This window comes from Treponema sp. OMZ 803 (assembly GCF_024181165.1).
Taxonomy (GTDB): Bacteria; Spirochaetota; Spirochaetia; order Treponematales; family Treponemataceae; genus Treponema.
This window is the reverse complement of sequence record NZ_CP051195.1, coordinates 349,118-374,331: the sequence shown is the minus strand read 5'-3', so window position 1 is coordinate 374,331 and position 25,214 is coordinate 349,118. Positions and strand designations below refer to the sequence as shown.

Here is a 25,214-nt window from a genome sequence, read left to right as displayed (position 1 = left end):
CCGATAGTATTGCTTACCCTGAGTTTTTAACGAGCTGCTTTTCCGTATACGGCGGCGGCTTCTTTTGCGTGTCGGAATTTTTCCCAATCCGGTGTATGCGGTATAAAGAAGTCATTGGTAGCAATAGGCTTGCTTGTATCGATGAGTTTCACTTTTTGCTTGGCAGTTAAAACGTGCAGCACTGCTTCGTCAAGCCGCTTTGCAAACGCAGTATCGGTGCGGGCTTTTTCGGCAATGGCTGTAATCAGCGGATAGATTTTCGACAGCGAACACATAACCATATCACAGCCGGCAGCGATTGCACGTACAGCATTTTCTTCAGGCGATGCGCCGTTCCGGTTTAATGCCTGCATTGCAATGTCGTCGGTGATGATAAGGCCGGAAAATCCCAATTCATTACGGAGCAGGGCAATTCCCTTTGCGGAAAAACAGAACGGCACTGCTTCAATTGCCGGCACCGTAATATGAGAAATGAGCACCGCTGCCGCACCGTCTGTAATTGAAGGCCGGAATACTGAGCAATAGCGGCTGAGGAAGGTGTCATAGTCAACGGTTAATTCGGCAGCACTTTTGTGTAAATCCGCAGCGCTATTACCGGGAAAGTGCTTGACCGTCGCAAGAATACCGGCTCCCTGCATACCGCGCACTGCCGCCGCAGCGTATTGCCCTGCTTGTTCGGGATCCGGGCTGAATGTCCGCATACCGAGTGCCGCTGTAACATCTTCCGTCCCTGCTTCCGCAACCGGTGCCAGATTAAGATGGAGACCAAGCTCCCGCATCTGCTGTGCCAACAATCGGTAGAGCTCCTCCGTTTCTTCGACGGAAAAACGCTTGCCGATTTCCTCTGCAGCGGGCAGCGGGGCGGTGATGCGGCGGGTTCGGTACACGGTACCGCCTTCGTTATCGAGCGCGAAAAGCGGCGGGATAAAAGTATGACCTGAACGGCGCGCCGCTTCCTGAAAGCCTTGTACGGCCGATTCCAAAAAGTCTGCAACCGCTTGGGGCGTATCTGCGATATTATATCCGAACAAAAGCACGGCACCCGGAGCGGTTCCTTTAAACGATACGATGCTTTTTGCATCCGCCGTTTTGCTCCCTGCAATATTGACCATCAGTACTTGCGCCGCTTTTTCTTCAAGCGAAAGCTGCGAAACAACGGCACGTAGGGCTTCCTCATTTTGAGATGCAGACGCAGGTACGACAGAACGGACGGCTTGCACTGCAGTGTGGGAGACCGGTTGTGCTGCTACTGTGTTGATTTTTGCATGAATATTACCGGTATATTCGGGAGAGCTGCCGTTCTGCGCTGATGTTGGCGCTGCTTGTACCAGTACCAAGGCGGCAAAAGGCTGGGCAAATAAAGTGGGGATGATAAAAAAGAAAACAGCTGTAGCCGTCAAACAACAACTGCAGCATATTTTTTTTAGTACTAACATAGAGACGCGATACCGGCAGAGCGGCTATTAGCGTATTTCTGCGAGTGAGTCGCCTTCTGCTACCTGCGCACCGGCTGCAGCCACAAAGTGAATAACTCCCGCCTTATGCGCATTAATTTCCAACTCCATCTTCATCGATTCGAGCATGATAACCGTTTGTCCTTCGCTCACCTGTGCACCTTCCGCAACGGTGTAGCGCAGAAGGGTACCGGTTACCGGAGCGAGCAGCTTTGCACCACTGTCGCTTGTTGCTGATGAAGATGCCACAGCAGGTTTAGAAGCAGTCGGAGCCGCGGGCGTTACCGGTTTTGATGCCGGTGCTGCTTTTTGAGCCGATGCGGCGGATGCATTCTCTTTTACACTCACCGCGTATGCAGTACCATTTACGGTGAATGTTCCGTTAGATGAAGAAACCGCATAATCGGTTCCGTTTACCGTTACCGTATACGAGCCGCTGCTTGCACTGCCTGCTACTTTTTTCTCCGCCGCCGGCGCCGTAAACACAACGGGGCCTTTACTGCGCTCTTTAAAGAATTTGGGGGCAACCTTGGGGAACATCGCGTAAGTCAAAACATCTTCGATGGAATTGCCCGCCCCGTTTTCTTTTGCTTCGGCTTTTATTTTATCCAGCTCATTAGGAATGAGGTCGGCAGGACGCGCGGTAACGGGCTTATCGAGTTTTGCTTCTGCCAAAGCGATTTTTACCAGTTCTTCGTTGCACGGAGCGGGAGTTTTACCATACCGGCCGATAAGCAGGTCACGGGTCTCTGCGGTCAGTTTTTTATACCGTCCGAACAAGACATTGAATACCGACTGAGTACCGACAATCTGGCTCGTTGGGGTAACAAGCGGAATATAGCCGCAGTCCTTTTGAACAATCGGGATTTCTTTTAATACCGCATCCATTTTGTCGGAGGCTTTCAGGTCGCGCAGCTGATTTTCGAGGTTGGAAAGCATACCGCCCGGCACCTGCGACACGAGGATACGGGTATCTGCACCGAGGAAGCTCGATTCAAACTGAGCATAATGCTTGCGCACTTCACGGAAGTAAGCGGCAATTTCGAGGAGCAGGTTGATATCCAAACCGGTATCCCATTCGGTGCCGCGGAAAATTTCTACCATAGTTTCTGTCGGGCTGTGCGAGGTTCCCATCGACATCGATGAAATCGCAGTGTCCAAAATATCAGCTCCCGCTTCGGCTGCTTTAAGCAGTGTCGCTACGGAAAGCCCTGTTGTTGCATGGGTATGAATATTGATCGGGATACTCGTCTTCTTTTTAATCGCCGTTACTAAATCATAAGCTTCCATCGGCTTTAAAAGCCCTGCCATATCTTTAATACAGATGGAATCGGCACCGAATTCCGTATACGTTTTTGCCAGTTCTGCATAGTTTTCGATAGTATGATACGGAGTTGTCGCAAAGGAGATCGCCATCTGAACATGCTTACCGGTTTTCTTTGCTGCGTCCGCCGCACGTTTAAGATTGCGCGGGTCATTAAGCGCATCAAAGATGCGGAATACACCGACGCCGTTATCGGCAGCAGCTTTCACAAACGCATCGACGACATCATCGGCATAGTGCCGGTAACCCAATAAGTTTTGTCCGCGTAGTAGCATCATAATGGGAGTATTCGGCAGAGCCTTATGCAAAGAACGCAGCCGCTCCCACGGATCTTCATTTAAAAAACGGATACATGAATCGAACGTCGCTCCGCCCCATGCTTCCAGGCTCCAATACCCGACGCTGTCAAGCTTGTTGCAAATAGGCAGCATATCTGCGGTTGTCATGCGCGTTGCGTGTAAAGACTGATGCGCGTCTCTTAATACCAGATCGGAAATCCGAACTTTATGTGCCATATATTCTCCTATGCGGTTCATACAATGAACATCAGGGCACAATGATATTGCTTATTGCTGCTTTTTGCAAGGTATACACCTTTTGTAAATATGCGGGTATCTGCGTTGTCGCATCATCAAAAGTGTACATCCGTGTACACTTTTGATGGCGAGTTTCAGCTGACACTGAAACATCGCTTCTGTTTAAACCAGCGGCATCCATGCCGCTACTGAAATAAATACTCGACGTATCAGTACCGCTAGGATGGCGGTGGCTCCAAGCAGAATCGAGTTCGCACTGCGAACTCGCAGCTAAAGAATGAACACGGACGTTCATTCTTTAGCGTGCCTGCGGGTGTTTTTGTACGCTCCTAGCATCTGCAGAACCGCCACGGATGGCGGTGGTTCCAGGCAGAAGCGAGTTCGCACTGCGAACTCGTCGTTGAACAGTGTACACGGAAGTACACTGTTCAACAGGCTATTTCAAAAGGCTTACGGAAAGACTGGTTTTAACAGATGGCATCTTCTAAAAGTCTAACTGAGTTTTTAGAGATGCCCAGTTACTTTCTGATATAATTATTAACATCGTACGGCTTACCTGCGTTATAATCGTGCAAGACTGCCGCAACCGTGCCACTCAGTAGCAATAAGCTGATAAGGTTCGGGATAACCATAATACCGTTAAAGAAGTCTACCAACTCCCATACTAAATCGATTTTCAGCAAGCTACCTAAAAAGATAAATGCTACAACCAACAGTTGATACGGTACTAAGCCCTTTGAACCGAACAGGTATCGGATATTGGTTTCACCAAAATAATACCAACCGATAATCGTAGAGAATGCAAAAAAGAACAAGCAGATTGCAATGAAAAGATAACCGAAGGTGTGTCCGAAAAGGTGTTGCGAAAACGCCTCCTGAACCAGCTGAATACCTTTCATCACCGGCTGTCCGCCTTCAAACCTGATGATATCGGCACTTAAAACCGTAAAGACGGTAATATTCAAAACGACAAAGGTATCGATAAATACGGCAACAATTCCCAATACACCCTGCTCGACAGGATTATCGACGGTTGCAACTGCATGGGCATGAGGTGTGGATCCCATACCGGCTTCGTTGGAAAAAAGACCGCGAGCAATACCATAACGAGCAGCACGCCCTATACCGAAGCCTAAAGCACCTCCCCAAACGGATCGCGGATTAAACGCCCCTCTAAAAATCATAGAGAACATAGCTGGAATGTTATGCGCATTCATAAGAATAACGATGATACCGACAGCAATATAGATAATTGCCATCAATGGAACAACTTTTTCAGTAACAGATGCAATACGCTTCACGCCGCCCATAAAAATAACGCCGGCAACAACGGCAAGGGCAACCCCTGTTATCCATGTCGGCACAGAGAATGCATTTAAAAACGCATCGGAGATTGAGTTTGCTTGAACCATATTGCCCATAAATCCGAGCGCGAGAATAATCGCAACGGAAAAGAATGCTGCAAGGAATTTTGAAAAGCCCGTATTTCCCAAACCGCGGGAAATATAATACGCAGGGCCGCCGACGGTCTGTCCCGAATTATCCTTTGTTTTGTAGACTTGTGCGATACAGGCTTCGGCAAAGTTCGTCGCCATACCCGCTAATGCGGCGAGCCACATCCAAAAAATTGCGCCCGGGCCGCCCATAATCAAAGCCGTCATTGCACCGACTAAGTTACCGGTTCCTACCTGCGCTGCAATCGCGGTTGCAACGGCTTGGAAAGAACTCATACCGTGCTTCCCCGCTTTTTCTCCTTTTAACGAGAAATTGCTGAACAGTCTGCGCCATCCGGCACCGAATTTTGAAAATTGCACACCCTTTAATCGGAGCGTGAAAAATAAACCTGTTCCGCAAAGCAGAGGGATAAGAAAATACGGTCCCCATACAAAGCTGTTTATGCCTGCGACTAGGTTAGTAAGATTTTGTAAAAACGCTTCCATAATTAAATAGAACCTCCAATTAATAATCTTGATATATGGTATCATACATTATCGGCACTCGCAAGTATATAATTATTTTTTTATCTATTTATAAATATTTTTAATAAAGATAGAAAACAAATAATAAATAAAAAGGATCTATTAAGAAGTAGAAGAGCTTGAATAATTGATTGGAGCGATAATTTATTCTCTAAACATAACCATACCGGATCCTTTGCACTCTCTGCGGATTTACCGGTTAATTAAAATAAAACCACGAAGTACACAAAAAAACGTAGGGGAGCATCGAGTGAGACCCAACCATGCCTCTCCCCGCTCCCCTGCGTAAACCCGTTATGGTTATATTATCTACCGCATATTTTCCAGAAGTTTAACGATAAATTTCCACATCCGTTCGACTGATGAGATACTCAGGTGTTCATTCGGGGTATGCACATCGTACAAATTCGGGCCGAAACTGACGGCATCGATATCGGGGATGGTCTTTTTGATAAGTCCGCATTCAAGGCCTGCGTGAACAGCAGAAACAACCGGTTCCTTGCCGGTGAGTTCTTTGTATGTTTTTACGGCAACGTCCCGGGCACGAGACTGCGGCGAATACTCCCATGCAGGATACTCCGACACCTTACTGAATATGCCTCCGGTACGCTCTGCGCATAGCTTCAGTACCTGCACAATTTCATCCAGTTTACTTTTTACCGAACTACGTACCGAAATCGTAAAGGTTAGGGTTTCTCCGCTCAGAGCGAGAATGCCGTTGTTCAAGCTGGTTTGTACCAATCCGGGGATGTCCATACTCATGCATTGCACGCCGTCCGGCACTATCGTCATAAAATCTATGATGCCGCTGCTAACTGTTCCATTATACATCATCTTAGGCAGTGCTGTTGCCGGTTCTGCAGCGATGCGGATATCCTTATCGGCGGCACGGTATTCCGCTTTAATCGCTGTCGCTAACTGCCCAATTGCAGCCTGTGTACGGGCGGCATCTTCAACAGTGATAATTGCCAGCGCTTCTTTTGCAATGGCATTATGCTTCGAACCACCCGAAATCGATACGATATGCACAGCCTGCTCCACTTTTACTGCCGACAGGACCCGTCCCAGCAGTTTGATGGCGTTTGCACGCTGCTTAATAATCTCCATACCGGAATGCCCGCCGAGTAGTCCGTCGATTTTAATTGCAAGCGCCTGCCCTTTCAGTGGTTCCGTTTCAATCTTAAAATCGACATGGGTATTGGCGCCGCCCGCGCAGCTAACCAAAAATACGCCTTCTTCTTCGGAATCGACATTGAAAAGGATTCTCCCCTGTAAATGATCGGCTTTTAAGGCTCGTGCCCCGTCCATCCCGACTTCTTCGGTTGTAGTAATCAAGACCTCAAGCGGCGGATGGGCAAGCGACTTGGAATCAAGAATAGCCAGTGCATACGCGACCGCAATACCATCATCTCCGCCAAGCGTTGTTCGGTCGGCGTGGAGAGTGTCTCCTTCTACGATCAGCTTGATCGGGTCTTTAAGGAAATTGTGATTTGAATCCGCTGTTTTTTCGCAGACCATATCCATGTGTCCCTGCAATATAACCGTAGAAGATTTTTCGTATCCGGCCGTCCCGGGCTTTTTGATAATGACGTTGAGCGCCTCATCCTGATACACTTCAAGTGAACGTTCTTTTGCAAAGCGTACTAAAAAATCGCTGATGGCTTTTTCATTGTGTGAACCGCGCGGCACAGCCGAAATTTCGGCAAACCAACGGAATACTTCTTTGGGTTGAATGTGTTCTATATTCATGCTTGTTCCTCCTGAACAGAAATAGTAGTTCTCTCTAAACCATAGTCGAAATATCGCTTAGAGCTCCTTTTCAGTGTATCACACTTTTACAAGTTTGGCAGTGCAAGATATTTTTTATGAACATGCTCAAATGTCATTGGCAAAAATTTAGGGTATTTCTTATTGTCATATCGCATATTAGGTGATACTATCAAAGCCTCTATATTGTTATTATAGGCAAAGAGGAAATGTTATGAGTACGATGCCGACAGTAAGAACACGGGAAGAAATTCTGTTTGATATCATGCAGACAACTTCCCGATTATATAGTATTCGGGATAAAGATATTTTACTGGAAAGGATATTAACTGAGGCACGGCAAGCCTTGAATGCCGATGCAGGCTCCATTTACTTGGTCGAAGGGAATCGTCTGGTTATCCATTATGCGCAAAATGCAACGCTGCAAAAGCGATTAAATCCCGGAGAAAAACTTCCTTTCCATATTTTTTCATTCCCGATCGATGTTACGACTATTGCCGGATCGGCTGCGATGACTAAACAGCTGATCAATGAACCTGATGTTTATGCCATTTCTCCTGATAAGTATTATAAATTCGGTACTGTCAGTGATGTGGCAACAGGTTACAAAACAGTATCGACGCTGACGATTCCGCTCATTGCCATCTCTGGTGACGTACTGGGTGTTTTACAGATGATTAATGCGCTTGACATACATGGCAAAGTCCGTGCATTTACTTCCGATGACGAAATGTTCCTCTCTCATTTTGCAGCAAACGCTGCAGCAACGCTTATGCATGCTTCGTTAACCCGCGAGATGATCCTGCGTATGGTGCAAATGGCAGAGTTGCACGATCCGCGGGAGACAGGGCTTCATGTGCATCGCGTCGCAAACTACGCAGTAGAAATTTATGATCGTTGGGCATTTAACCATAATATCCACCGGCATGAACGCGAAAAATTTCGCGATGCGCTAAAGATTGCTGCAATGCTGCACGATGTCGGAAAAATCGGTATTTCCGACACAATTCTAAAAAAACCCGGCAAACTCACGCCCGAAGAATACCGGATTATGCAGAGCCATACATGGCGCGGTTCAAAGCTATTTTTGTCGGGTAATTCGACAGTGGATACTATGTCGCGGGATATTGCATTACGGCACCATGAAAATTGGGATGGAACCGGGTATCCCGGCCATATCTCAGAGGAAACAGGCGCAATAGAAAAATACAACCGTATGCATACCGCAGCGCAAGGGCTTATCGGTGAGGAAATTCCCCTTGGTGCACGTATTACCTCGCTCGCAGATGTTTACGATGCACTTTCCTGTAAACGAGTATATAAAGAAAAATGGACTGAAGATAAAGTTTTGGGAGAGATACGAAGGTTACGCGGTATAAAATTCGATCCTGAAGTCACTGATGCATTTTTTGAAGTTGCCCCCAGGATTAAAGAAATCAAGGATCGGTTTTCAGAAGACGCTGCGTTTCCCGATCTAGCGCTTGAGCGAATTCCATAACTTCTTTTTTCCCGAACGCCTTCGTCCGCTCGGGAGCAAGACCGTTTATCGACAATTCATACATAAAATTCCGGATAGACAACCGTTCATCAATGTTTTCGGCAGTATACACGACACCTCGATCATTAATCACTTTGATATGGGCTTCGACAAGCTGTTTTGCAAGGGGAATATCACGGGTAATAACCATGTCACCTTGTGCCGCATAAGTAATGATATACATATCTGCAGCTTGATCCTCAGCTTTGGTTACGATAGTAGTGCAATAAGAATTTCTAGGGATTGGAATTGATCTATTAGCAACAAAGATCGCTTGAACGTGTAATCGCTGCGCCGTCCTGCAAATAATCTCGCGGATTCGTACCGGACAGGAATCCGCATCGACAAAAAGAGTCATACGTGCCCATCATTTGACGGAGTAAGCGAATAAATAATCGAATCGATATCTTCGATCATCTTTTTTGCCGATTGCTCGATTAAGACCTCTGTTTCATGCTGCGGAATCAGCGCCTGCGGATTAAGCCGCTCTTTGCTCAGTTCATCCGACAACAAGATACCGGCGATAATCGCAATGCGCAATGAATCATTAACGCCGGACGTTTGTTGAACCTCCGAGACGACTTTTTTATAATGCTTATAGATTGACTGTAAATATTCAGCGGGTTGATCAGCCTCAAGCGCAAACGACGTACCTAATAGGTCGATTTGCAGCCGCCCTTTGCGTTCGGCCATCGTTAAAAAATATCCAGTTGATTGGAATGATTTATAGGTTCCTGTGGAGCTTGCTGCGGCACCGTCTCGGCAACAGCAGTCGGCGATTGCGTTTCCGAAGCTTCTTCGTGTATGGGGTTGGGCTGTTCAGATGCAACGGCTCCAGTGGGATTTAATGCTGTCGGCTGCATTTCCGGCGCTTCATTCGCGGCCGGAGCTGCTTCATGTACGGCAGAAGCAGCTGTCGAATTTGCCGCTTGGTATACAGTATCTTCAAATGCACTCAGGTGATTGAGTGCATTGATGATACCTTCCTCGATCTTTGCTTGGTCATTTCTAAAAACAAGAACTATATTCTCCAGCTCCTCGATTCGCTGTTGGCGATCGTGCAATTCAAGCTTTAATAAATCGTTCTCATCTTTGAGGGTCTGCATCAGCTCAATCGCTTTAGAAACCCTCGCTTCAAGCTGTTTAATTTGATCGAGGTTTACCATACTTTAAACTCCTAATGCTTTTTTTGACTGTTCGACAACGCTTTTAAAAGCGGCCGGATCTTCGATAGCCATATTGGATAAGGCCTTGCGGTTCAAAGCAATCCCCGCTTTGGCCATTCCGTTGATAAAGCGTGAATAGCTCATTCCTTCTGCACGAACAGCAGCATTTATTCTGCTGATCCACAAGCGGCGCATGTCACCTTTGCGGTCGCGGCGTGCTTCAAAGCTATGGGTAAGTGCTTTTACAACGGCATCTTTTGCCGCTTTATAGTTCGTACCTCTGCGTCCGCGGAATCCTTTTGCTAACTTTAAAATCTTCTTGCGTCTGTGAATGCGTTTATTTGAACATAACGATCTCGGCATTGTATTCTCCTAAATAATCAAAACTTAATTAGTACCGTAAGGAAGCAGTTGTTTTCTTACCTTTTTGCTGTCGACTTCGGCTAAAATTCCGCCTTTGCGCAAATCACGTTTGCGTTGTGGAGATTTTTTTGTTAAAATATGGCGCAAATTCATTTGCTTATACTTTACTTTACCGCCGCCGGTAAACTTAAAACGTTTTGCTGCGGCACTCTTACTCTTCATCTTAGGCATGATACACCTCGTAAATTATTTCTTCGATTTGGGCGCCAATGTCATCGACATGGAACGCCCCTCCATTGCCGGAGGTTTTTCTACCGTTAAATCTCCGCCGAGTTTTGCCAGTACGTTATTTAATACGTCCAGCCCCAGCTCGGTATGGGCTAACTCCCGCCCCCGAAAGCGGATTGTTACTTTTACTTTATCGCCGTCATCAAGAAAATCTTGTATATGCCGTGCTTTAAAAGATAGATCATGGTCATTTATCTTAGGCTGCATACGAATTTCTTTAAGAACTTGCAGCTTCTGTTTTTTCTTGGAATCACGGAGCTTTTTTTCCAATTCAAAACGATACTTTCCATAATCTAAAATCTTGCAAACGGGAGGATCCGCTTGCGGAGCCACTTCAACGAGATCAAGATTAACGTCTTGAGCCATCCTAAGAGCTTCAAGGGTGGAAACAATACCCTTCTGCTCCCCTGCATCATCAATTAAACGAACCTCGCGGACACGGATTTGTTCATTAATCCGCAAACCTTTATTCTCCGCCAACTATTCTCCTCCAGCACACTTTTCTCAATGCACATAAAATAAAGCTATAGGCCGTAAGTATATCTAATTTTCTTTAGATATGTCAAGGCATCCTGCAAAAAACAACAGGGAGCCTGCGGTGATAAGCACGCTACCAAGAGCTGTTTTTACCGTAATTTTTTCATGCAAGATAACACATAGCAAAATCAATGTAAGCACAATAACGGCAAAAAAATTAAAGTGCTTGCTTTTTTTTAAGAAGTATAATATATTAAGAATCATTATTAAGATTAAGGAGATATTTATGGACGAAAGAATTAACATGCCGCTCTTGGGCGATGCATTTCCCACTTTGCAAGTTCAAACCACACAAGGCCCGATGACATTACCGGCCGATCTGAAAGGTTCATGGTTTATCGTATTCAGCCATCCCGCAGATTTCACCCCTGTATGCACAACTGAGTTTGTCGGTTTTCAGGAATTGATGCCCGAGTTTGAAAAACTTGGTGTAAAACTGGTCGGCCTTTCCGTCGATCAGGTATTTAGCCACATGAAGTGGATTGAATGGATGAAAGACAAGCTCAATGTGCAGATTACCTTCCCTGTTATTGCTGCAAATGATGCAATTGCGAATTCACTCGGACTTTTGCATCCCGGCAAAGGAACGAACACCGTCCGTGCAGTATTTATCGTTGATCCCGAAGGAAAACTCCGATTAGTACTATATTATCCACAGGAAATCGGTAGGAACATGAAAGAAATCCTGCGGGCGGTAAAGGCTTTGCAGATTTCCGACAAAGAAGATGTCGCGCTGCCTGCTAACTGGCCTGAAAACAGTCTGATTAAAGACCATGCAATTGTTCCTCCACCTTCAAACGTAAAAGCTGCCGAAAAGCGGCTCAAAGAATATGAAGGCTTCGACTGGTGGTTCTGCCACAAAGCATTAAAGTAACTGATACTGTAAAGCAACAAATCACGCACAGTTGCCCGTAACGGATAACCGTACAGCGCTAAAGACATTGAACGAGCCCTCTAAAAACTCAAGTTTTTAGAGGGCTTTTAATTGCCATTCAACCACTGCCCCTATTCCCGCAGGCACGAAACCACAGATGTGCCGTATATTTTTAAGCCAACGTTTTTGAAAATAGACAACACAGATGTGCCGTATATTTTCAAAAAGTAAGCATCATTGACAGATACAACCGTGCCGCCTGATAAACTTGAGAAAGTTTAATATGCTCGTTTTCGCGGTGGACAACGGCAAGGTCGCCCGGGCCGATAATCACGGGTATGAGCCCCTGCTTTACCAATACGCTGCCGTCGGTAGAACCTGCAAAGATATCCGGAATATACGGAAGACCGACGGCTTCCAATGCCGTTTTACATCGCCGCACCAACGGATCGCTTTCTGCTGTAGTCCACGAGGGGCGCCTATCGATAACGGTATACGACACTTGGGCCGTAGGAACTTCTTGGTACAATGTGGCAATCAGTTCGTCCAACTGAGCCCATACTGCATCGATGGGATGCCCGACGGCGAGCCGAGCATCCACGGTAAAGACACAAGTGTCGGGAACTACCTGAGGTTCTACGCCCGCCTGTATTGCCAGCGTCCGCCAAAAAGACACCCCGTTCTCCGCGGAAGAATAACCCGTTAACTCCGTACGCTTAATCTTTTCTATTAAATTGATTGCCGTGTAAATCGCATTATCTCCAGCGCCGACTTGTGAACCGTGCGCAGTTTTACCCTTCACACAAACATCTGCCCATGTACGACCCTTTCCTTTTATACACAGCTTTAAATCGGTCGGTTCGCACACCACCAGCGAGCGGGCTCCGTCAAACAACGGAGAGTATAAAAGCCGTTTCGAACCTTTCATGTAGTTTTCTTCGTCGATTGTCGCGGCAAAGATAATATCGGTAGGGGGGACAATACCGTGCCGCTGCAAAACAGCCATTGCATAAAGCGCAGCAGTCAGTCCGCTTTTCATATCGCTGCTGCCGCGGCCGTACAAAACACCATCTCGCATTTCAGCACCGAACGGGTCAAAGTTCCATCGCCTTCGCTCTTCGTCAGAAACCGGTACAACGTCCATGTGTCCGGTAAAGATGATGCTGTTTTCACGGGTTTTTCCACGCACCCGAGCGACAATATCACAGCGGTTTCCTTCAACCGGAATCCGATCATATTCAATCTTATTCGCTTGTAAAAAATTTTCTATATATTGCACCATTGGCGCTTCGTTCCCCGGCGGATTGATGCTGGGAATTTTTACAGCGCCTGCAAAAAACGCACGGAGTTCATCATCATCGATATAATCAAAAGAGTTTTGCATCGGTAGTATCCTTCCCACTACCCATTACCTGCCGCAGCAGTGCTTGTATTTTTTGCCGGAGCCGCAGGGGCACGGATCGTTTCTGCCGACTTTAGGCGCGGTGCGTACCACTTGGACGTTTTCCGGCTTGCTGCTGGAACCCATCGGGGAGCTGCTCTGATGGAAGGAGCCCATGGAGCTGTGGTGCGCGGAGCCCTGTGGGATGCGGCGGTTGGGGGTGCGCGAAGAGGGTTCTTCGGTGCTGATCCGTACCAATACCAGTAAAGAGGCAATGGAAAAGCGGATTTCGTCGAGCATTGCGTAGAAGATGTCGAAACCTTCAAGCTTGTATTCCGTGAGCGGGTTTTTCTGACCGTAGGAGCGGAGATAGACGGCTTCGCGCAGGGCTTCCAGATTTTCCAAGTGATCGAGCCATTTACGATCTATTGCCTGTAAATACTGATAGCGGATAAACATATTGAGGTTTTCATTACCGGCGAGCGCAATCTTTTCTTCGATATTCGCTTTGAGCGCAGCGTAGATTTTCTGCTGCAGTGCGCTTGTATCACCAGCTTGAGCCAGCTTCGTATCCTCATCACTGAAGATGTAGCCGAATTTTGCCTTGAGGTTTGCTTGCAGCTCTTTTAGCTCTTCCGCTTTTTCCTTGCGGGAACCGTGCTTGAACTGCTCAAAGGCGTCATCGAGGTATTCTTCTATCGTGGTGTAAATACGCTCAACGAGGTGCTCGTCTTGCAAAATCTTATCACGCTGTTCATAGATAAAGCCGCGCTGCTCGTTCAGCACGTCATCGTATTCAAGGAGGTGCTTACGGATATCGAAGTTGCGCTCTTCAACCTTGGTCTGGGCCTTTTCAATACTCTTGTTAAGCCACGGATGCTCAATCGGCTCACCAGGTTCCATACCGACCTTTGTCATTACCCGCTTGAGACTTTCGCCGCCGAACAGTCGCATCAAATCGTCATCGAGGGAGAGGAAGAATTTGGAACGCCCCGGATCGCCCTGCCGCCCCGAACGACCGCGCAGCTGATTGTCAATACGGCGGCTTTCATGCCGTTCGGTACCGATAACATACAAACCGCCGAGCGATTTAACTTCCTTGTAGTCTTCCTGCCACTTCTTGTATTCTTCTTCGTATATTTTTTGATACACTTCCGGCTCGGCTTCGGTGCCTGCCCGCTTGCGTGCCCTAAATTCGGGACTACCGCCGAGCTTGATGTCGGTACCGCGCCCTGCCATGTTGGTTGCGATCGTAACCGAACCTTTTGCGCCCGCTTCCGCGATGATGAGCGCTTCCCGTGCGTGGTTTTTGGCGTTCAATACCTCGTGCCGGACACCTTTCCGGGTGAGCAACGCCGAAAGCTTTTCCGATTTTTCAATGGACACCGTACCGACCAGTACTGGTTGTCCGCGTTTATGCGCTTCGGCAATTTCGTTACAGAGCGCATCCCATTTTTCCGCTTCGTTCAGGTAGACCACGTCGTGTTCGTCCTTGCGGATAACGGGCAAGTTGGTCGGGATAACCACAACATCAAGCGAGTAAATCTTGTTGAATTCGACCGCTTCGGTGTCCGCCGTACCGGTCATACCGGACAGCTTGTCGTACATGCGGAAGAAGTTCTGAAAGGTGATGGTTGCCATCGTGCGGTTGCGCTGGGCAATACGGATATGCTCTTTCGCTTCAATAGCCTGATGCAAACCGTCCGAATAGCGGCGTCCTTCAAGAATACGCCCGGTGAACTCATCAACAATCTGCACCTGCCCTTCTTTTACAACATAATCAACATCGATGTGATAGAGGATGTGGGCGCGTACTGCCTGCGTAAAGTAGTGAATATATTCAAAGTTTTCTTCTTCAAAGAGGCTGCCGTTGATCAAGCCCTGTTTTTGCAGAATGTCCTGAATGTGCAGCATACCGGCGTCGGTAAAGGACACGCGGCGGCTTTTTTCGTCAAGCGTGTAGTCGCCGATAATCTCTTCCCCTTCCAGCTCGTTGGGATATTCACCGGTTTCGGGATTTTTCTTAACCTCTTCAAGCTGATCGACGAACTTATCGACATCGAAATATCGCTTGGTGTCATCCTCGGCAGCGCCGGAGATGATGAGCGGAGTACGCGCCTCGTCGATGAGGATGGAGTCTATTTCGTCCACAACCGCGAAGGAAAAGCCGCGCTGCACTTTTTCTTCTATTGTAAGCTGCATATTGTCGCGCAGATAGTCAAAACCGAATTCGTTATTGGTACCGTAGGTAATGTCCGCATTGTAAGCAGCTTTCCGCGCGGCGTTGTCCATGTTTGAGAGGATTGCGCCGACACTAACTCCGAGGTATGCGTAGACGGGGCGCATCCAATCGGCATCGCGCTCTGCGAGGTAGTCGTTGACGGTTACAATGTGTACACCCTTCCCGGAAAGGCTGTTGAGGTATGAAGCGGCGATGCTCATCAAGGTTTTACCTTCACCGGTCTTCATTTCGACGATGCGTCCCGAATGAAGAACCAGCGAACCTAAAAGCTGCACATCGTACATACGCTCATGTAAAATACGCCGCGCCGCCTCCCGTGCAAGCGCAAAGGCTTCGGGGATAAAGGCATCAAGGGATTCGCCTTTTGCAAACCGCTCCTTAAACTCGGCGGTCTTTTGCTTAAAATCTTCGGGAGCAAGAGCAAGCGCCCATGCTTCTTTTTCATTTATTTGATGAAGAACGGGAAGGAGAGCTTTAATATCCCGTTCATGCTGTGAACCGAAAACGGCTTTAATTATTTTATCTGCAATCATTATATCAATGTACTGCGATTTGAGCTAAATGTCAATTTTCGGAGAAAAAGAGATAATGCGAGGGCTTGTAAAAAGCCGTTTTTTTTTTTATACTCACTAAGATACAGGCTGTTTTAAAAGCATAGCTGATATGCCGATCTAAGCAGCATAATCTTTTGATCCGTTAGCTCAGGTGGATAGAGCGGTTGCCTCCTAAGCAGCAGGTCGCACGTTCGAATCGTGTACGGGTCATACTTTAATAGGAGGTTGGTATGATTGCGCTTATTATCGGGGCAGCCATGATTCTCTTTACAGTCTTTGCAGCGCTTCCGCCGGAGACAGCCGGTTTTGGGCTTGGCTGGGGAAAGGATATTCTACTCTTTTTGCGCGGCGGTCTACCGATTTTTACAGCCTTTGTCGGACTAATTGCTGTATTCATCGGAATTGCGGATATCAAAGACAAACAGGACGCAAAAAAAGAAGAGGCTGCAATGAACGCAGGGGAAAATAAAACCGAATAAACTTCTACCGGTTGACTGTATAACTACTTTTTTGATATAGTGTTTTACCCACATTATCTGCAATAAAAACATATAAGGTACACGGAAAATGAAAACAATTTTTTATAAAGAGCGCGAAATACCACGGAGCTGGTATGTTATCGACGCTGCAGGAAAGCCACTCGGACGGGTTGCAGCAAAAGTTGCTGCAATGGCTCGAGGGAAACACAAGGCTCTCTACGCACCTCATCAGGAATCGGGCGATTATATTATCGTTATCAATGCCGATAAAGTTGCTGTTACGGGGAATAAAGACAAGGATAAGATGTATCACCACCACACAGGGTTTCCCGGAGGACTCAAGTCCGTCAATTTCAATACCCTTATCGGCAAAAAACCGGCCGAACCGTTGTATATCGCGGTAAAAGGTATGTTACCCAAAGGATCACTCGGACGTAAACTGCTTAAAAATGTAAAAATTTATGCAGGTAGCGAACATCCGCATGCGGCACAAAATCCTGTTGCGGTAGCGTTATAATTTTAGGAGAAATGGTTGTGAAAAATATCGGAATAGGAACAGGACGAAGAAAGACCTCGGTAGCACGGGTTTATATCCGCGAAGGAAAAGGTTCGGTAACCGTCAACAATAAGAATATGGACGACTACTTTGCCACTCCCGAGCAGGTTCAAATGGCAAAACGGCCTTTGTTTGTTACCGGCAGCGATACCCGCTATGATATCATCATTACCGTATATGGCGGCGGTTTAAACGGACAGGCAGGCGCTTGTTCACACGGTATTGCCCGTGCGCTTGCACAGGTAGATGCCTCTAACCACAGCTCACTTAAAGCGAATGGCTTATTAACTCGCGATTCCAGAATGGTTGAACGTAAAAAGTATGGCCAACGCGGTGCTCGCCGACGCTTCCAGTTCAGCAAGCGTTAATCCTACCCTTATTGCGGTGGAGCATACATCCTCGGATACCGTCAAACTGGTACTCTCCGGGGATGTTTCTATCGTAAGCCGGTTTTGTTACTTTGATGAACCGCTTGCGATAGATGATCTCCCGCTCATCCTTACAGAATCCCAAACAGAACATCTCTATCAAGCAGGTCGGCGTTTCTTAGCTGAAAAACAAGCTGCCGCCTATCTTAACCGTGCCGAACATTCCTCTTATCAACTGACAGTCAAATTGCAAAAAAAAGGCTATATAAAAAACGAATATCAGCCTGCGTTGGATTATTTACGTGACGAAGGTACGCTTGACGACTCCCGCTTTGCCGGTGCATATTTACATACGAGGAGCCTTTCAAAAAAAGAGGGGTGTACGCGTCTCTTTTCCGAACTGCGTAAACGCGGAATCGCTGCAGACACGGCAAAGCAAGCGCTCAATGATTTTTTTACAGAGATTGACGAAGCAGAAGTATGCGAAGGAGCAGCACGCAGCCTTATCCGTAAGGGCTATACCGAGCAAAAGCTCTACAGCGCCCTCCAACGGAAAGGGTTCCCATTCTCTATGATCAAACGATGTCTTACACGCCTTTCCTCCGCCGCATCATAAAACTAAAGGGGACGCTATGAAATTTTCAAAACATTCTTTTCGGTTTATCATTATTGCCTGTCTTTGTGTGCAAAGCGTCTTTGTGTTTGCGCTTGACGTTCCGCCCCTGGACGGTCCGGTCAACGATTACGCACATATATTCACAGCAAGCGAAACGCAGGAATTAAATGCATATTTATATAGTATTGACCGCCAAAGCGATTTACAGATAGCGGTATTGACCATTCCTTCGTTGGAAGGCGAAAGTCTTGAAGATTACTCCATCCGTGTCGCGGAAAAATGGCAGATCGGACAAAAAGGCAAGGACAGCGGCGTTATCTTAATAATTGCAGTCCAAGATCGAAAGCTGCGTATCGAAGTGGGATACGGCCTCGAAGATCGCATCACCGATGCACAAAGCAGCAGGATTATCCGTTCGATCATCGCACCTTACTTTAAACAGCAGGAATACGGAAAAGGCGTCTTGTTAGGGGTTAAAAACCTCGCTGGACTTGCACTTCGAGACGAAAGCCTCATTAGTGAGACTGTAAAAGAAGCCGACCGGCAGAATGACGATTCTATTCCGCTGCCACTCGTCATTTTTCTGATTATTATCTTTCTGTTCGGTTCCCGTTTTATGCCCGGCGGTTTATTCTGGCCGTTGCTGTTCCTTTCGTCAGGACGAAGAGGCGGTTATTCGGGACGCGGCGGAGGGTTCGGTAGTGGGGGCTTTGGCAGCGGTTTCAGCGGAGGAGGAGGCCGCTTTGGCGGCGGCGGTTCTTCCGGCTCGTGGTAACATTGCCGTTATTGCACGTTACCGCACCGGGGGATTAAGTCAACCCCGTGGATAGAATGGGGTACCTGTTAACTAACATTGATAACCTCGTAGGATCATTGGGGCTGTTCAACCCTTGAAATATTTATAATGAAGAATTCCCGACAAAGCTCTGTGCCCTGCTTGACATTTTTATCCGGTTTATATATAGTCCTTTCTGTTATTAGGGCGCTTAGCTCAGCTGGTACGAGCGTTTGGTTTACACCCAAAATGTCGGCGGTTCGATCCCGTCAGCGCCCATAGTTCCCTTCCTTGCTGTATATAGACTTAACCAAAAAATACCGAAATTCATACTTTTGTTCCATCGATTTCCTTTATGCGTTTGCCCGTTTCATACAAAAGATAGCACTCCACTTAATTCTGCTGTCCCCTCCTCTCTTTTGCCCCATCAATGTTCATTGTTCCTCTAGACTGCCAAAATCACCTAACAGTTGACTTCTTTACAAAGCTAAAAAAGAATTAGCATAACTAAAAAATTTTTAGAAGATTATGCTTGACAGAGGGATTTTTCAATTCTATAATTAAAATAACCTAAGGTTCCTTCTATAAATATGTTAAATATATTTTTACGGAAGCCCGGTTTATATCAATATCGGATCAAGCAGTATGCTTGAAAAAACGATAGAGGAGGAAGCATGAGTCTGGATTTTAACAAAATTAAAGCTGCGGCAGAAGGATATAAGGCCGATATGACCGCCTTTCTGCGCGAAATCATCCGCCTTCCCAGCGAAAGTAGTCATGAAGGGGAAAAAGCAAAGCGCATCCAAAAGAAAATGGACGAGCTCGGATTTAACAAAACATGGATTGATCCGCTCGGCAACGTAATGGGATGGATGGGCACCGGCCCGCACATTGTCTGTTTTGACGGTCATATCGATACGGTCGGTATCGGTAACCGCAGCAACTGGAAGTTCGACCCCTACGAAGGATTTGAAGATGACATATTCATCGGCGGACGCGGGGTTTCCGATCAAACCAGCGGCGTTGTCTCTGCAATGTATGCCTGTAAGATGATGAAGGACTTAGGTCTTCTCAACGATAAATACACCGCGATGGTAGTCGGCTCCGTACAGGAAGAAGACTGCGACGGTATGTGCTGGGAGTACATCCTGAAAAAAGACGTCAAAGTTCCCGGTTACGAAAAACTCTGCAAGCCCGACTTTGTCGTTTCCACCGAACCGACTGACGGCGGTATCTATCGCGGACACCGCGGACGCATGGAAATCCGCATCGATGTTAAAGGTGTTTCCTGCCACGGTTCCGCACCGGAGCGCGGCGATAACGCAATCTACAAGATGTCCGACATTTTGCAGGAAGTACGCAAGTTGAATGAAAACGATGCGGCTGACGGCACCGAAATTAAAGGCCTCGTCAAAATGCTGGATAAAAAATACAACAAGGAATGGGAAGAAGCAAACTTCCTCGGACGCGGAACCGTTACCGTTTCCGAAATTTTCTATACTAGCCCGAGCCGTTGTGCCGTTGCGGACTCCTGTTCCGTTTCACTCGACCGCCGTATGACGGCCGGAGAAACATGGGAATCATGCTTGGAAGAAATCCGCCAGCTTCCCGCCGTCAAAAAATACGGAAAAGATGTAACGGTCTCGATGTACAACTACGACCGGCCGTCGTGGACGGGAGAACAATACCCGATCGAATGCTTCTTCCCCACTTGGGTATTGCCGAAAGAACATGTTGTTGCACGTTCGATGATCGAATCGTATAACAATTTATACGGCGATAAGCGTATCGGCCCGAAAGATCAGCTTGCTATGCGCGAAGCACGCCCGCTCGTTGACAAGTGGACATTCTCTACAAACGGCGTTTCCATCATGGGACGGAATAAAGTTCCCTGTATCGGTTTCGGCCCGGGCGCGGAAGCACAGGCTCATGCCCCGAACGAAATTACGTGGAAACAGGACTTGGTAACCTGCGCTGCCGTATATGCCGCACTGCCGTCCATATACGTTGAAAAGTTATAAAAGGAGTCTCCGGAACTTCGAGTTTTAGAGATGCTCTATAGTATTAGGAGTAATTATGGCCTTGATTATGGATCCGTACATTACAAAGCTCAATAGCTTGAGCTTTAAGAAAATGTACAACAATGATTTTTTCCTTACATGGGAAAAGACCTTCGATGAAATTCTTGCAACATGGACGGTAGCCGATGCGCTGCGCACCTTGCGGGAATCAAACATTTCTACAAAGATTTTTGAAAGCGGTCTCGGCATTTCGCTGTTCCGCGACAACTCAACCCGCACACGGTTCAGCTTTGCCTCTGCGTGTAACCTGCTCGGTTTGGAAGTACAGGATTTGGACGAAGGCAAGTCTCAAATTGCCCACGGAGAAACCGTCCGTGAAACCGCTAATATGGTTTCGTTCATGGCTGACGTTATCGGTATCCGCGACGATATGTACATCGGCAAGGGTAATACCTATATGCACACTTTTATGAATGCGGTTGCCGAAGGCAATAAGGACGGCGTGCTCGAACAGCGTCCCACCCTTGTCAACTTGCAGTGCGATATCGATCACCCCACTCAGATTATGGCGGATACTCTCCATATCATCCACGAGTTCGGCGGTTTGGAAAACCTCAAGGGTAAGAAAATCGCGATGACATGGGCATATTCACCCTCTTACGGCAAACCGCTTTCCGTTCCGCAGGGCGCAATCGGTCTGTTCTCCCGCTTGGGAATGGACGTTGTACTTGCACATCCGGAAGGATATGAAGTAATGCCTGAGGTTGAAGAAGTCGCGAGAAAACAGGCAAAGGCATCGGGCGGTTCCTTTACCAAGACCAACAGCATGAAAGAAGCGTTTAAAGATGCCGATATTGTGTATCCTAAGAGCTGGGCGCCCTTTACCGCAATGGAAAAACGGACGAACCTCTACGGCGCAGGCGATTTTGACGGTATCAAAGCGCTCGAAAAAGAGCTGCTTGCTCAAAATGCTAAGCACAAGGATTGGGAATGCACCGAAGATATGATGAAGCTGACCAAAGACGGTAAAGCGCTCTATCTGCACTGCTTACCGGCGGATATCACCGGTGTCAGCTGCAAAGAAGGTGAAGTTGCCGGTTCGGTGTTCGACCGCTACCGCGTGCCGCTCTATAAGCAGGCAAGCTTTAAGCCGTATATCATCGCCGCAATGATCTTCCTTGCAAAAGTACGCTATCCACAGCTTACGCTTGAAGAACTGGAAAAGCGGGCAACGCTCCGCCACACCGGTAGATAAGCGGACATCTGAAAAAGCTCGGTTAGATTTTTAGAGTTTTTTAACAGTTAAGAATAAACCTTTAAGGAGCCGAGGATGCGCAGCTTTGGTTGTGTATCCGGCTCCTTAATCCCCGATAGCCCTTATCCGTAAAATTTGATAATATAACCGCTATGTTGAAATACGCTTTTATGCAGAATGCCTTTATTGTGTCGTTCTTTATCGGTATTCTTTGCCCGTTAATCGGTATTTTCCTTGTTTTACGGCGGTACTCGCTTATCGGAGACACCCTTGCACACGCATCGCTGACGGGGATTACGCTTGGGCTGGTTACCGGTGTCAATCCCATCATCGGAGCCTTTACCTTTACCTCTGCGGCAGGCGCACTCATCGAAGCGCTGCGCAACTATTTTAAAGAATACAGCGATCTCATCCTTTCCATCGTCCTTTCGCTCAGTGTCGGTATTGCCATCACCTTGATGAGTTCGGGGTTGATACGCACCAATGCAGAAGCCTATTTGTTCGGAAGCATCTTAACGGTTTCAACCTCCGACGTTATCACCGTTATCGTATTGAGCTTTTTTGCCGTTGCCGTATTGGCCATGCTGTATCATAAGCTGCTGTATATAACGCTTGATGAAGACATCGCGTATGTCATCGGTATCCGCGTAAAGACAATCAATTATATCTTTTCGATTTTAGTAGCGGCAACAATTGCCGTTTCCATCAAGATAGTAGGAATTCTCGTATTAAGTTCGATGATTGCCCTGCCGGTTGCGGCCGCGCTCCAGCTGCACGTAGGCTTTAAGCGGACGGTGTTTTTTTCAATCTGTTTCGGGATCGCGGATATCATGCTCGGACTTGTCTGCTCGTACTATTTAAACGTCGCCCCCGGTGGCTTTACCGCACTGATTTCGGTTTTTATGCTGTTGCTGATTATAAAAAAGACTGGTATCAGGCAGAGTAGATAAAAAACGCAGAATAATGGAAGCCATGATTTTTAAGTAACCTCGCCGTTAGCCTTTTGAAAATAGACGATGCAGATGCTAGGAGCGCACAAAAAACACCCGCAGGCACGGTACAAAATGTACATCCGTGTACATTTTGTACCTACGTGTTTGCACTGCAAACACGTTACTGACGAGAACCACCGCCATCCGTGGCGGTTTTGATACGTTGAGGATTTTCAGAAGCGGCACGGATGCCGCTTGTATTAACCAGCAGCGATGTTTCGCGATTCCGCGAAACTCGCCATTAAAAGTGTACACGGATGTACACTTTTAATGATGCGACAACGCAGATGCGTCGTATATTTTCAAAAGTAGTACTATTCCTGCAATACGGATTGCAGCACCCGGTCTTTTTGGCGCCAGTTTTTATCGACGCGCACCTGTAAATCAAGCTGTACTCGGTATGGGAAAATTTTGCGCAGCTCTTTTTGGGATTCCACCCTGATTGCTTTAATCATCGCAGCGCCTTTACCGATAACCATCGCCTTTTGACTGTCTCGTTCTACGCACAGAAAGGCACGGACAAAAAGCTCCTTTCCGTTCTTTTTCATCTCCATATCCTGAATATCAACATACAGCGCATGGGGGATTTCTTCGTAGAGGCGGCTGATTGCCTGTCCGCGGATAATTTCGGCAATACGGAAATCCACCGGCTGGTCGGTATAAAAGTCTTCGGGATACAAAAGTTCACCTTCCGGCAAAAGGGAAAACAGTGCGGCAAGCACGGGCTCTAGTCCCGTTTTTTCCTGCGCAGACAGCTCAAATATCCGCTCTTGCGGTAAATCGGGTAAAGCCTGCATTACACTCAGGCGGGTTTGCCCCGGACACGCGGCTGGACTGTCGATTTTATTAATACCGACAATCAAGCGGTCTTGTTTATTTTTCAGCAATGCGCAGATAGCCAGCTCTTCTTCGCCGAACGGACGCGCTGCATCGATAAGATACAAGATAGCATCCGCCTCTTGGAGACGGTTTTCCGCAATGAGCTGCATCCGGCGGTTTATTTTTTTTTCACTGATATGGTAACCGGGCGTATCGATAAAGATGATTTGCCCTTGCTCCGCCGTAAGGATACCGCGGACGGAGCTGCGCGTGGTCTGCGGCAGCGCGGAAACAATCGATACCGTTTCGCCGCAAACACTATTTAGAAATGTTGACTTTCCGGCGGAGGGGCGTCCGATAATACAGACAACGCCGCTCCGCATCTTTTTATCCGGCATATTTACCAATCCTGCTCGATATTACCGAGCATTCATTAAACATGCCGGTAAGCCGTAATTTAAATATTTCGCACAAATTAACACGCTTCGCACGCGCTGCAGGGCGACAGCACTGCAATCTTATCTTCTACTAAAGCGAGCACCTTTGTCGGGCAGCCCTTTATACAGATACCGCAGGAATCGCACAATTCGTAATTAACTTCGGGGATTCCATTGATAACTTTTATTGCACCGGTGGGGCAATTCTTTTCGCACTTCATGCACTTGATACAGCCGCGCTTGCAGTTTTTCATAATAACTGCTTTTTTCGGATTTCTGCATGAACAAAGCGCAATGGAACCTTTCCGCGAAGTAGGTACCGTGGTCAAAATATGCTGAGGACAGGCCGCAACACATACTGCGCAGCCGGTACATTTTTCATAATCGACATGAGGAATACCGTCCGCTTCAACATGGATGGCATCAAACGGACAGGCCATTTCGCAGTCGCCGAGGCCGATACAGCCCCAATCGCATTCCCGCAGTCCGTTGACTGAAATCTTTGCGGCGCGACATGTTTTAACGCCGACATAATCCGCCTTTTCTTTGCAGACATCGTGCGAACCTTGGCAAAGCAGAACTGCGACTTTTGCATCGGCATTTGCCGAAACGCCCATAATCGCACCGACTTTCGCCGCAACGGGACCGGCACCGACGGAACAGCCGTTTACCGGCGCATTGCCGCTTGCAACCGCAGCCGCAAAACCGTCACAGCCCGGAAAACCGCACGCACCGCAGTTTGCACCGGGAAGCACCTCACGGATTTTCGCAACCGTTTCATCAGGTGCTACATAAAACAGCTTTTTAAAAAAGCCTAATAAAAAGCCTATCGCTAACGATAAAATCAGCGAAACGATAAGCGTTAAAATAATTATTTGCATACTCTTTTTTACA

Annotated in this window: 24 protein-coding genes, 2 tRNA genes and 1 pseudogene; 12 read left to right on the top strand and 15 right to left on the bottom strand. The window is 47.3% G+C overall.

What is annotated here, in order from left to right:
* Positions 1-26: 26 nt before the first annotated feature.
* The 4 genes from ABH09_RS01680 to ABH09_RS01665 form a co-directional block, all read right to left on the bottom strand.
* Complete coding sequence (locus ABH09_RS01680) at positions 27-1,400, bottom strand: glycoside hydrolase family 3 N-terminal domain-containing protein (protein ID WP_253714960.1); 1,374 nt, start codon at positions 1,398-1,400, stop codon at positions 27-29.
* 63 nt (positions 1,401-1,463) lie between these two features.
* Positions 1,464-3,293, bottom strand: a complete 1,830-nt coding sequence (gene oadA, locus ABH09_RS01675; RefSeq protein ID WP_253714959.1) for a sodium-extruding oxaloacetate decarboxylase subunit alpha — start codon at positions 3,291-3,293, stop codon at positions 1,464-1,466.
* Between the two features lie 539 nt (positions 3,294-3,832).
* A complete protein-coding gene (locus ABH09_RS01670) occupies positions 3,833-5,254 on the bottom strand; it encodes an alanine/glycine:cation symporter family protein (RefSeq protein WP_253714958.1) in 1,422 nt (473 codons plus the stop codon).
* 348 nt (positions 5,255-5,602) lie between these two features.
* Positions 5,603-7,042, bottom strand: coding sequence for an aminoacyl-histidine dipeptidase (locus ABH09_RS01665; RefSeq protein WP_253714957.1), 1,440 nt, complete (start codon positions 7,040-7,042; stop codon positions 5,603-5,605).
* Positions 7,043-7,274: 232 nt separating this feature from the next.
* Between ABH09_RS01665 and ABH09_RS01660 the strand changes: the two genes are divergently transcribed.
* Positions 7,275-8,558 (top strand): GAF and HD-GYP domain-containing protein, encoded by a 1,284-nt coding sequence (locus ABH09_RS01660; RefSeq protein ID WP_162662210.1) that lies wholly within the window; start codon positions 7,275-7,277, stop codon positions 8,556-8,558.
* Here the strand turns inward: ABH09_RS01660 and ABH09_RS01655 are convergent.
* Genes ABH09_RS01655 through infC form a run of 6 tightly spaced genes read right to left on the bottom strand, consistent with a single transcriptional unit; the run spans position 8,497 to position 10,894 of the window.
* A complete protein-coding gene (locus ABH09_RS01655; RefSeq protein ID WP_162662208.1) occupies positions 8,497-8,955 on the bottom strand; it encodes a YaiI/YqxD family protein in 459 nt (152 codons plus the stop codon). The two genes, ABH09_RS01660 and ABH09_RS01655, sit on opposite strands and share 62 nt — an antisense overlap.
* Positions 8,952-9,290, bottom strand: a complete 339-nt coding sequence (locus tag ABH09_RS01650; RefSeq protein WP_253714956.1) for a cell division protein ZapA — start codon at positions 9,288-9,290, stop codon at positions 8,952-8,954. Before ABH09_RS01650 ends, ABH09_RS01655 begins: the two co-directional genes overlap by 4 nt.
* Positions 9,291-9,292: 2 nt before the next feature.
* Positions 9,293-9,763 carry a cell division protein ZapB gene (locus ABH09_RS01645; protein ID WP_253714955.1) on the bottom strand — a complete coding sequence of 157 codons (471 nt, stop codon included), beginning with the start codon at positions 9,761-9,763 and terminating at the stop codon, positions 9,293-9,295.
* Between the two features lie 3 nt (positions 9,764-9,766).
* On the bottom strand, positions 9,767-10,126 hold the full coding sequence (gene rplT, locus ABH09_RS01640; protein ID WP_162662202.1) for a 50S ribosomal protein L20: 360 nt from the start codon (positions 10,124-10,126) through the stop codon (positions 9,767-9,769).
* A 24-nt stretch (positions 10,127-10,150) separates the two neighbouring features.
* Entirely contained in the window at positions 10,151-10,357 is a 207-nt protein-coding gene (gene rpmI / locus ABH09_RS01635; RefSeq protein ID WP_162662200.1) for a 50S ribosomal protein L35, read from the bottom strand.
* Between the two features lie 15 nt (positions 10,358-10,372).
* Entirely contained in the window at positions 10,373-10,894 is a 522-nt protein-coding gene (gene infC / locus ABH09_RS01630) for a translation initiation factor IF-3 (protein WP_162662199.1), read from the bottom strand.
* 283 nt (positions 10,895-11,177) lie between these two features.
* Between infC and ABH09_RS01625 the strand changes: the two genes are divergently transcribed.
* Positions 11,178-11,825 (top strand): peroxiredoxin, encoded by a 648-nt coding sequence (locus ABH09_RS01625; RefSeq protein ID WP_162662197.1) that lies wholly within the window; start codon positions 11,178-11,180, stop codon positions 11,823-11,825.
* A gap of 220 nt (positions 11,826-12,045) precedes the next feature.
* Here ABH09_RS01625 and ABH09_RS01620 read toward each other — a convergent pair whose 3' ends face one another.
* From ABH09_RS01620 to secA, 3 genes and pseudogenes are all read right to left on the bottom strand, one after another.
* Positions 12,046-13,209, bottom strand: coding sequence for a M20 family metallopeptidase (locus ABH09_RS01620; protein WP_253714954.1), 1,164 nt, complete (start codon positions 13,207-13,209; stop codon positions 12,046-12,048).
* A gap of 24 nt (positions 13,210-13,233) precedes the next feature.
* Complete coding sequence (locus ABH09_RS12990; RefSeq protein ID WP_371922135.1) at positions 13,234-13,353, bottom strand: SEC-C metal-binding domain-containing protein; 120 nt, start codon at positions 13,351-13,353, stop codon at positions 13,234-13,236.
* Between the two features lie 113 nt (positions 13,354-13,466).
* Positions 13,467-15,978, bottom strand: a pseudogene (gene secA / locus ABH09_RS01615) (preprotein translocase subunit SecA); the annotation flags it as partial.
* A gap of 160 nt (positions 15,979-16,138) precedes the next feature.
* Between secA and ABH09_RS01610 the strand changes: the two are divergent.
* The 10 genes from ABH09_RS01610 (at position 16,139) to ABH09_RS01565 (ending at position 23,022) form a co-directional block, all read left to right on the top strand.
* Positions 16,139-16,212, top strand: a tRNA-Arg gene (locus tag ABH09_RS01610).
* Between the two features lie 20 nt (positions 16,213-16,232).
* Complete coding sequence (locus ABH09_RS01605) at positions 16,233-16,481, top strand: hypothetical protein (protein ID WP_162662195.1); 249 nt, start codon at positions 16,233-16,235, stop codon at positions 16,479-16,481.
* 88 nt (positions 16,482-16,569) lie between these two features.
* Entirely contained in the window at positions 16,570-16,998 is a 429-nt protein-coding gene (rplM, locus tag ABH09_RS01600) for a 50S ribosomal protein L13 (RefSeq protein ID WP_253714952.1), read from the top strand.
* Positions 16,999-17,015: 17 nt separating this feature from the next.
* Entirely contained in the window at positions 17,016-17,405 is a 390-nt protein-coding gene (gene rpsI / locus ABH09_RS01595; protein ID WP_044017141.1) for a 30S ribosomal protein S9, read from the top strand.
* Positions 17,359-18,021 carry a regulatory protein RecX gene (locus ABH09_RS01590; RefSeq protein WP_253714951.1) on the top strand — a complete coding sequence of 221 codons (663 nt, stop codon included), beginning with the start codon at positions 17,359-17,361 and terminating at the stop codon, positions 18,019-18,021. Before rpsI ends, ABH09_RS01590 begins: the two co-directional genes overlap by 47 nt.
* Positions 18,022-18,037: 16 nt before the next feature.
* A complete protein-coding gene (locus tag ABH09_RS01585) occupies positions 18,038-18,796 on the top strand; it encodes a TPM domain-containing protein (RefSeq protein WP_253714950.1) in 759 nt (252 codons plus the stop codon).
* A 205-nt stretch (positions 18,797-19,001) separates the two neighbouring features.
* Positions 19,002-19,075 (top strand) — tRNA-Val (locus ABH09_RS01580).
* Positions 19,076-19,470: 395 nt separating this feature from the next.
* Entirely contained in the window at positions 19,471-20,817 is a 1,347-nt protein-coding gene (locus tag ABH09_RS01575) for a YgeY family selenium metabolism-linked hydrolase (protein WP_253714949.1), read from the top strand.
* A gap of 55 nt (positions 20,818-20,872) precedes the next feature.
* Positions 20,873-22,072, top strand: a complete 1,200-nt coding sequence (ygeW, locus tag ABH09_RS01570; protein WP_253714948.1) for a knotted carbamoyltransferase YgeW — start codon at positions 20,873-20,875, stop codon at positions 22,070-22,072.
* Between the two features lie 152 nt (positions 22,073-22,224).
* Complete coding sequence (locus ABH09_RS01565; protein WP_253714947.1) at positions 22,225-23,022, top strand: metal ABC transporter permease; 798 nt, start codon at positions 22,225-22,227, stop codon at positions 23,020-23,022.
* A gap of 356 nt (positions 23,023-23,378) precedes the next feature.
* Here ABH09_RS01565 and era read toward each other — a convergent pair whose 3' ends face one another.
* Entirely contained in the window at positions 23,379-24,266 is an 888-nt protein-coding gene (gene era / locus ABH09_RS01560; RefSeq protein WP_253715718.1) for a GTPase Era, read from the bottom strand.
* 92 nt (positions 24,267-24,358) lie between these two features.
* A complete protein-coding gene (locus ABH09_RS01555) occupies positions 24,359-25,201 on the bottom strand; it encodes an RnfABCDGE type electron transport complex subunit B (RefSeq protein ID WP_162662182.1) in 843 nt (280 codons plus the stop codon).
* Positions 25,202-25,214 lie beyond the last annotated feature (13 nt).

Coding starts and splice junctions, on each gene's coding strand:
- ABH09_RS01585 (WP_253714950.1), top strand. CDS start 18,038: ATGAAATTTTCAAAACATTCTTTTCGGTTTATCATTATTGCCTGTCTT.
- ABH09_RS01620 (WP_253714954.1), bottom strand. CDS start 13,209: ATGCAAAACTCTTTTGATTATATCGATGATGATGAACTCCGTGCGTTT.
- ABH09_RS01645 (WP_253714955.1), bottom strand. CDS start 9,763: ATGGTAAACCTCGATCAAATTAAACAGCTTGAAGCGAGGGTTTCTAAA.
- ABH09_RS01590 (WP_253714951.1), top strand. CDS start 17,359: ATGGCCAACGCGGTGCTCGCCGACGCTTCCAGTTCAGCAAGCGTTAAT.
- ABH09_RS01655 (WP_162662208.1), bottom strand. CDS start 8,955: ATGACTCTTTTTGTCGATGCGGATTCCTGTCCGGTACGAATCCGCGAG.
- ABH09_RS12990 (WP_371922135.1), bottom strand. CDS start 13,353: ATGGGTTCCAGCAGCAAGCCGGAAAACGTCCAAGTGGTACGCACCGCG.
- ygeW (WP_253714948.1), top strand. CDS start 20,873: ATGGCCTTGATTATGGATCCGTACATTACAAAGCTCAATAGCTTGAGC.
- ABH09_RS01665 (WP_253714957.1), bottom strand. CDS start 7,042: ATGAATATAGAACACATTCAACCCAAAGAAGTATTCCGTTGGTTTGCC.
- rplM (WP_253714952.1), top strand. CDS start 16,570: ATGAAAACAATTTTTTATAAAGAGCGCGAAATACCACGGAGCTGGTAT.
- ABH09_RS01575 (WP_253714949.1), top strand. CDS start 19,471: ATGAGTCTGGATTTTAACAAAATTAAAGCTGCGGCAGAAGGATATAAG.
- ABH09_RS01565 (WP_253714947.1), top strand. CDS start 22,225: ATGTTGAAATACGCTTTTATGCAGAATGCCTTTATTGTGTCGTTCTTT.
- ABH09_RS01660 (WP_162662210.1), top strand. CDS start 7,275: ATGAGTACGATGCCGACAGTAAGAACACGGGAAGAAATTCTGTTTGAT.
- era (WP_253715718.1), bottom strand. CDS start 24,266: ATGCGGAGCGGCGTTGTCTGTATTATCGGACGCCCCTCCGCCGGAAAG.
- oadA (WP_253714959.1), bottom strand. CDS start 3,293: ATGGCACATAAAGTTCGGATTTCCGATCTGGTATTAAGAGACGCGCAT.
- ABH09_RS01605 (WP_162662195.1), top strand. CDS start 16,233: ATGATTGCGCTTATTATCGGGGCAGCCATGATTCTCTTTACAGTCTTT.
- ABH09_RS01650 (WP_253714956.1), bottom strand. CDS start 9,290: ATGGCCGAACGCAAAGGGCGGCTGCAAATCGACCTATTAGGTACGTCG.
- rpmI (WP_162662200.1), bottom strand. CDS start 10,357: ATGCCTAAGATGAAGAGTAAGAGTGCCGCAGCAAAACGTTTTAAGTTT.
- ABH09_RS01625 (WP_162662197.1), top strand. CDS start 11,178: ATGGACGAAAGAATTAACATGCCGCTCTTGGGCGATGCATTTCCCACT.
- rplT (WP_162662202.1), bottom strand. CDS start 10,126: ATGCCGAGATCGTTATGTTCAAATAAACGCATTCACAGACGCAAGAAG.
- ABH09_RS01670 (WP_253714958.1), bottom strand. CDS start 5,254: ATGGAAGCGTTTTTACAAAATCTTACTAACCTAGTCGCAGGCATAAAC.
- ABH09_RS01555 (WP_162662182.1), bottom strand. CDS start 25,201: ATGCAAATAATTATTTTAACGCTTATCGTTTCGCTGATTTTATCGTTA.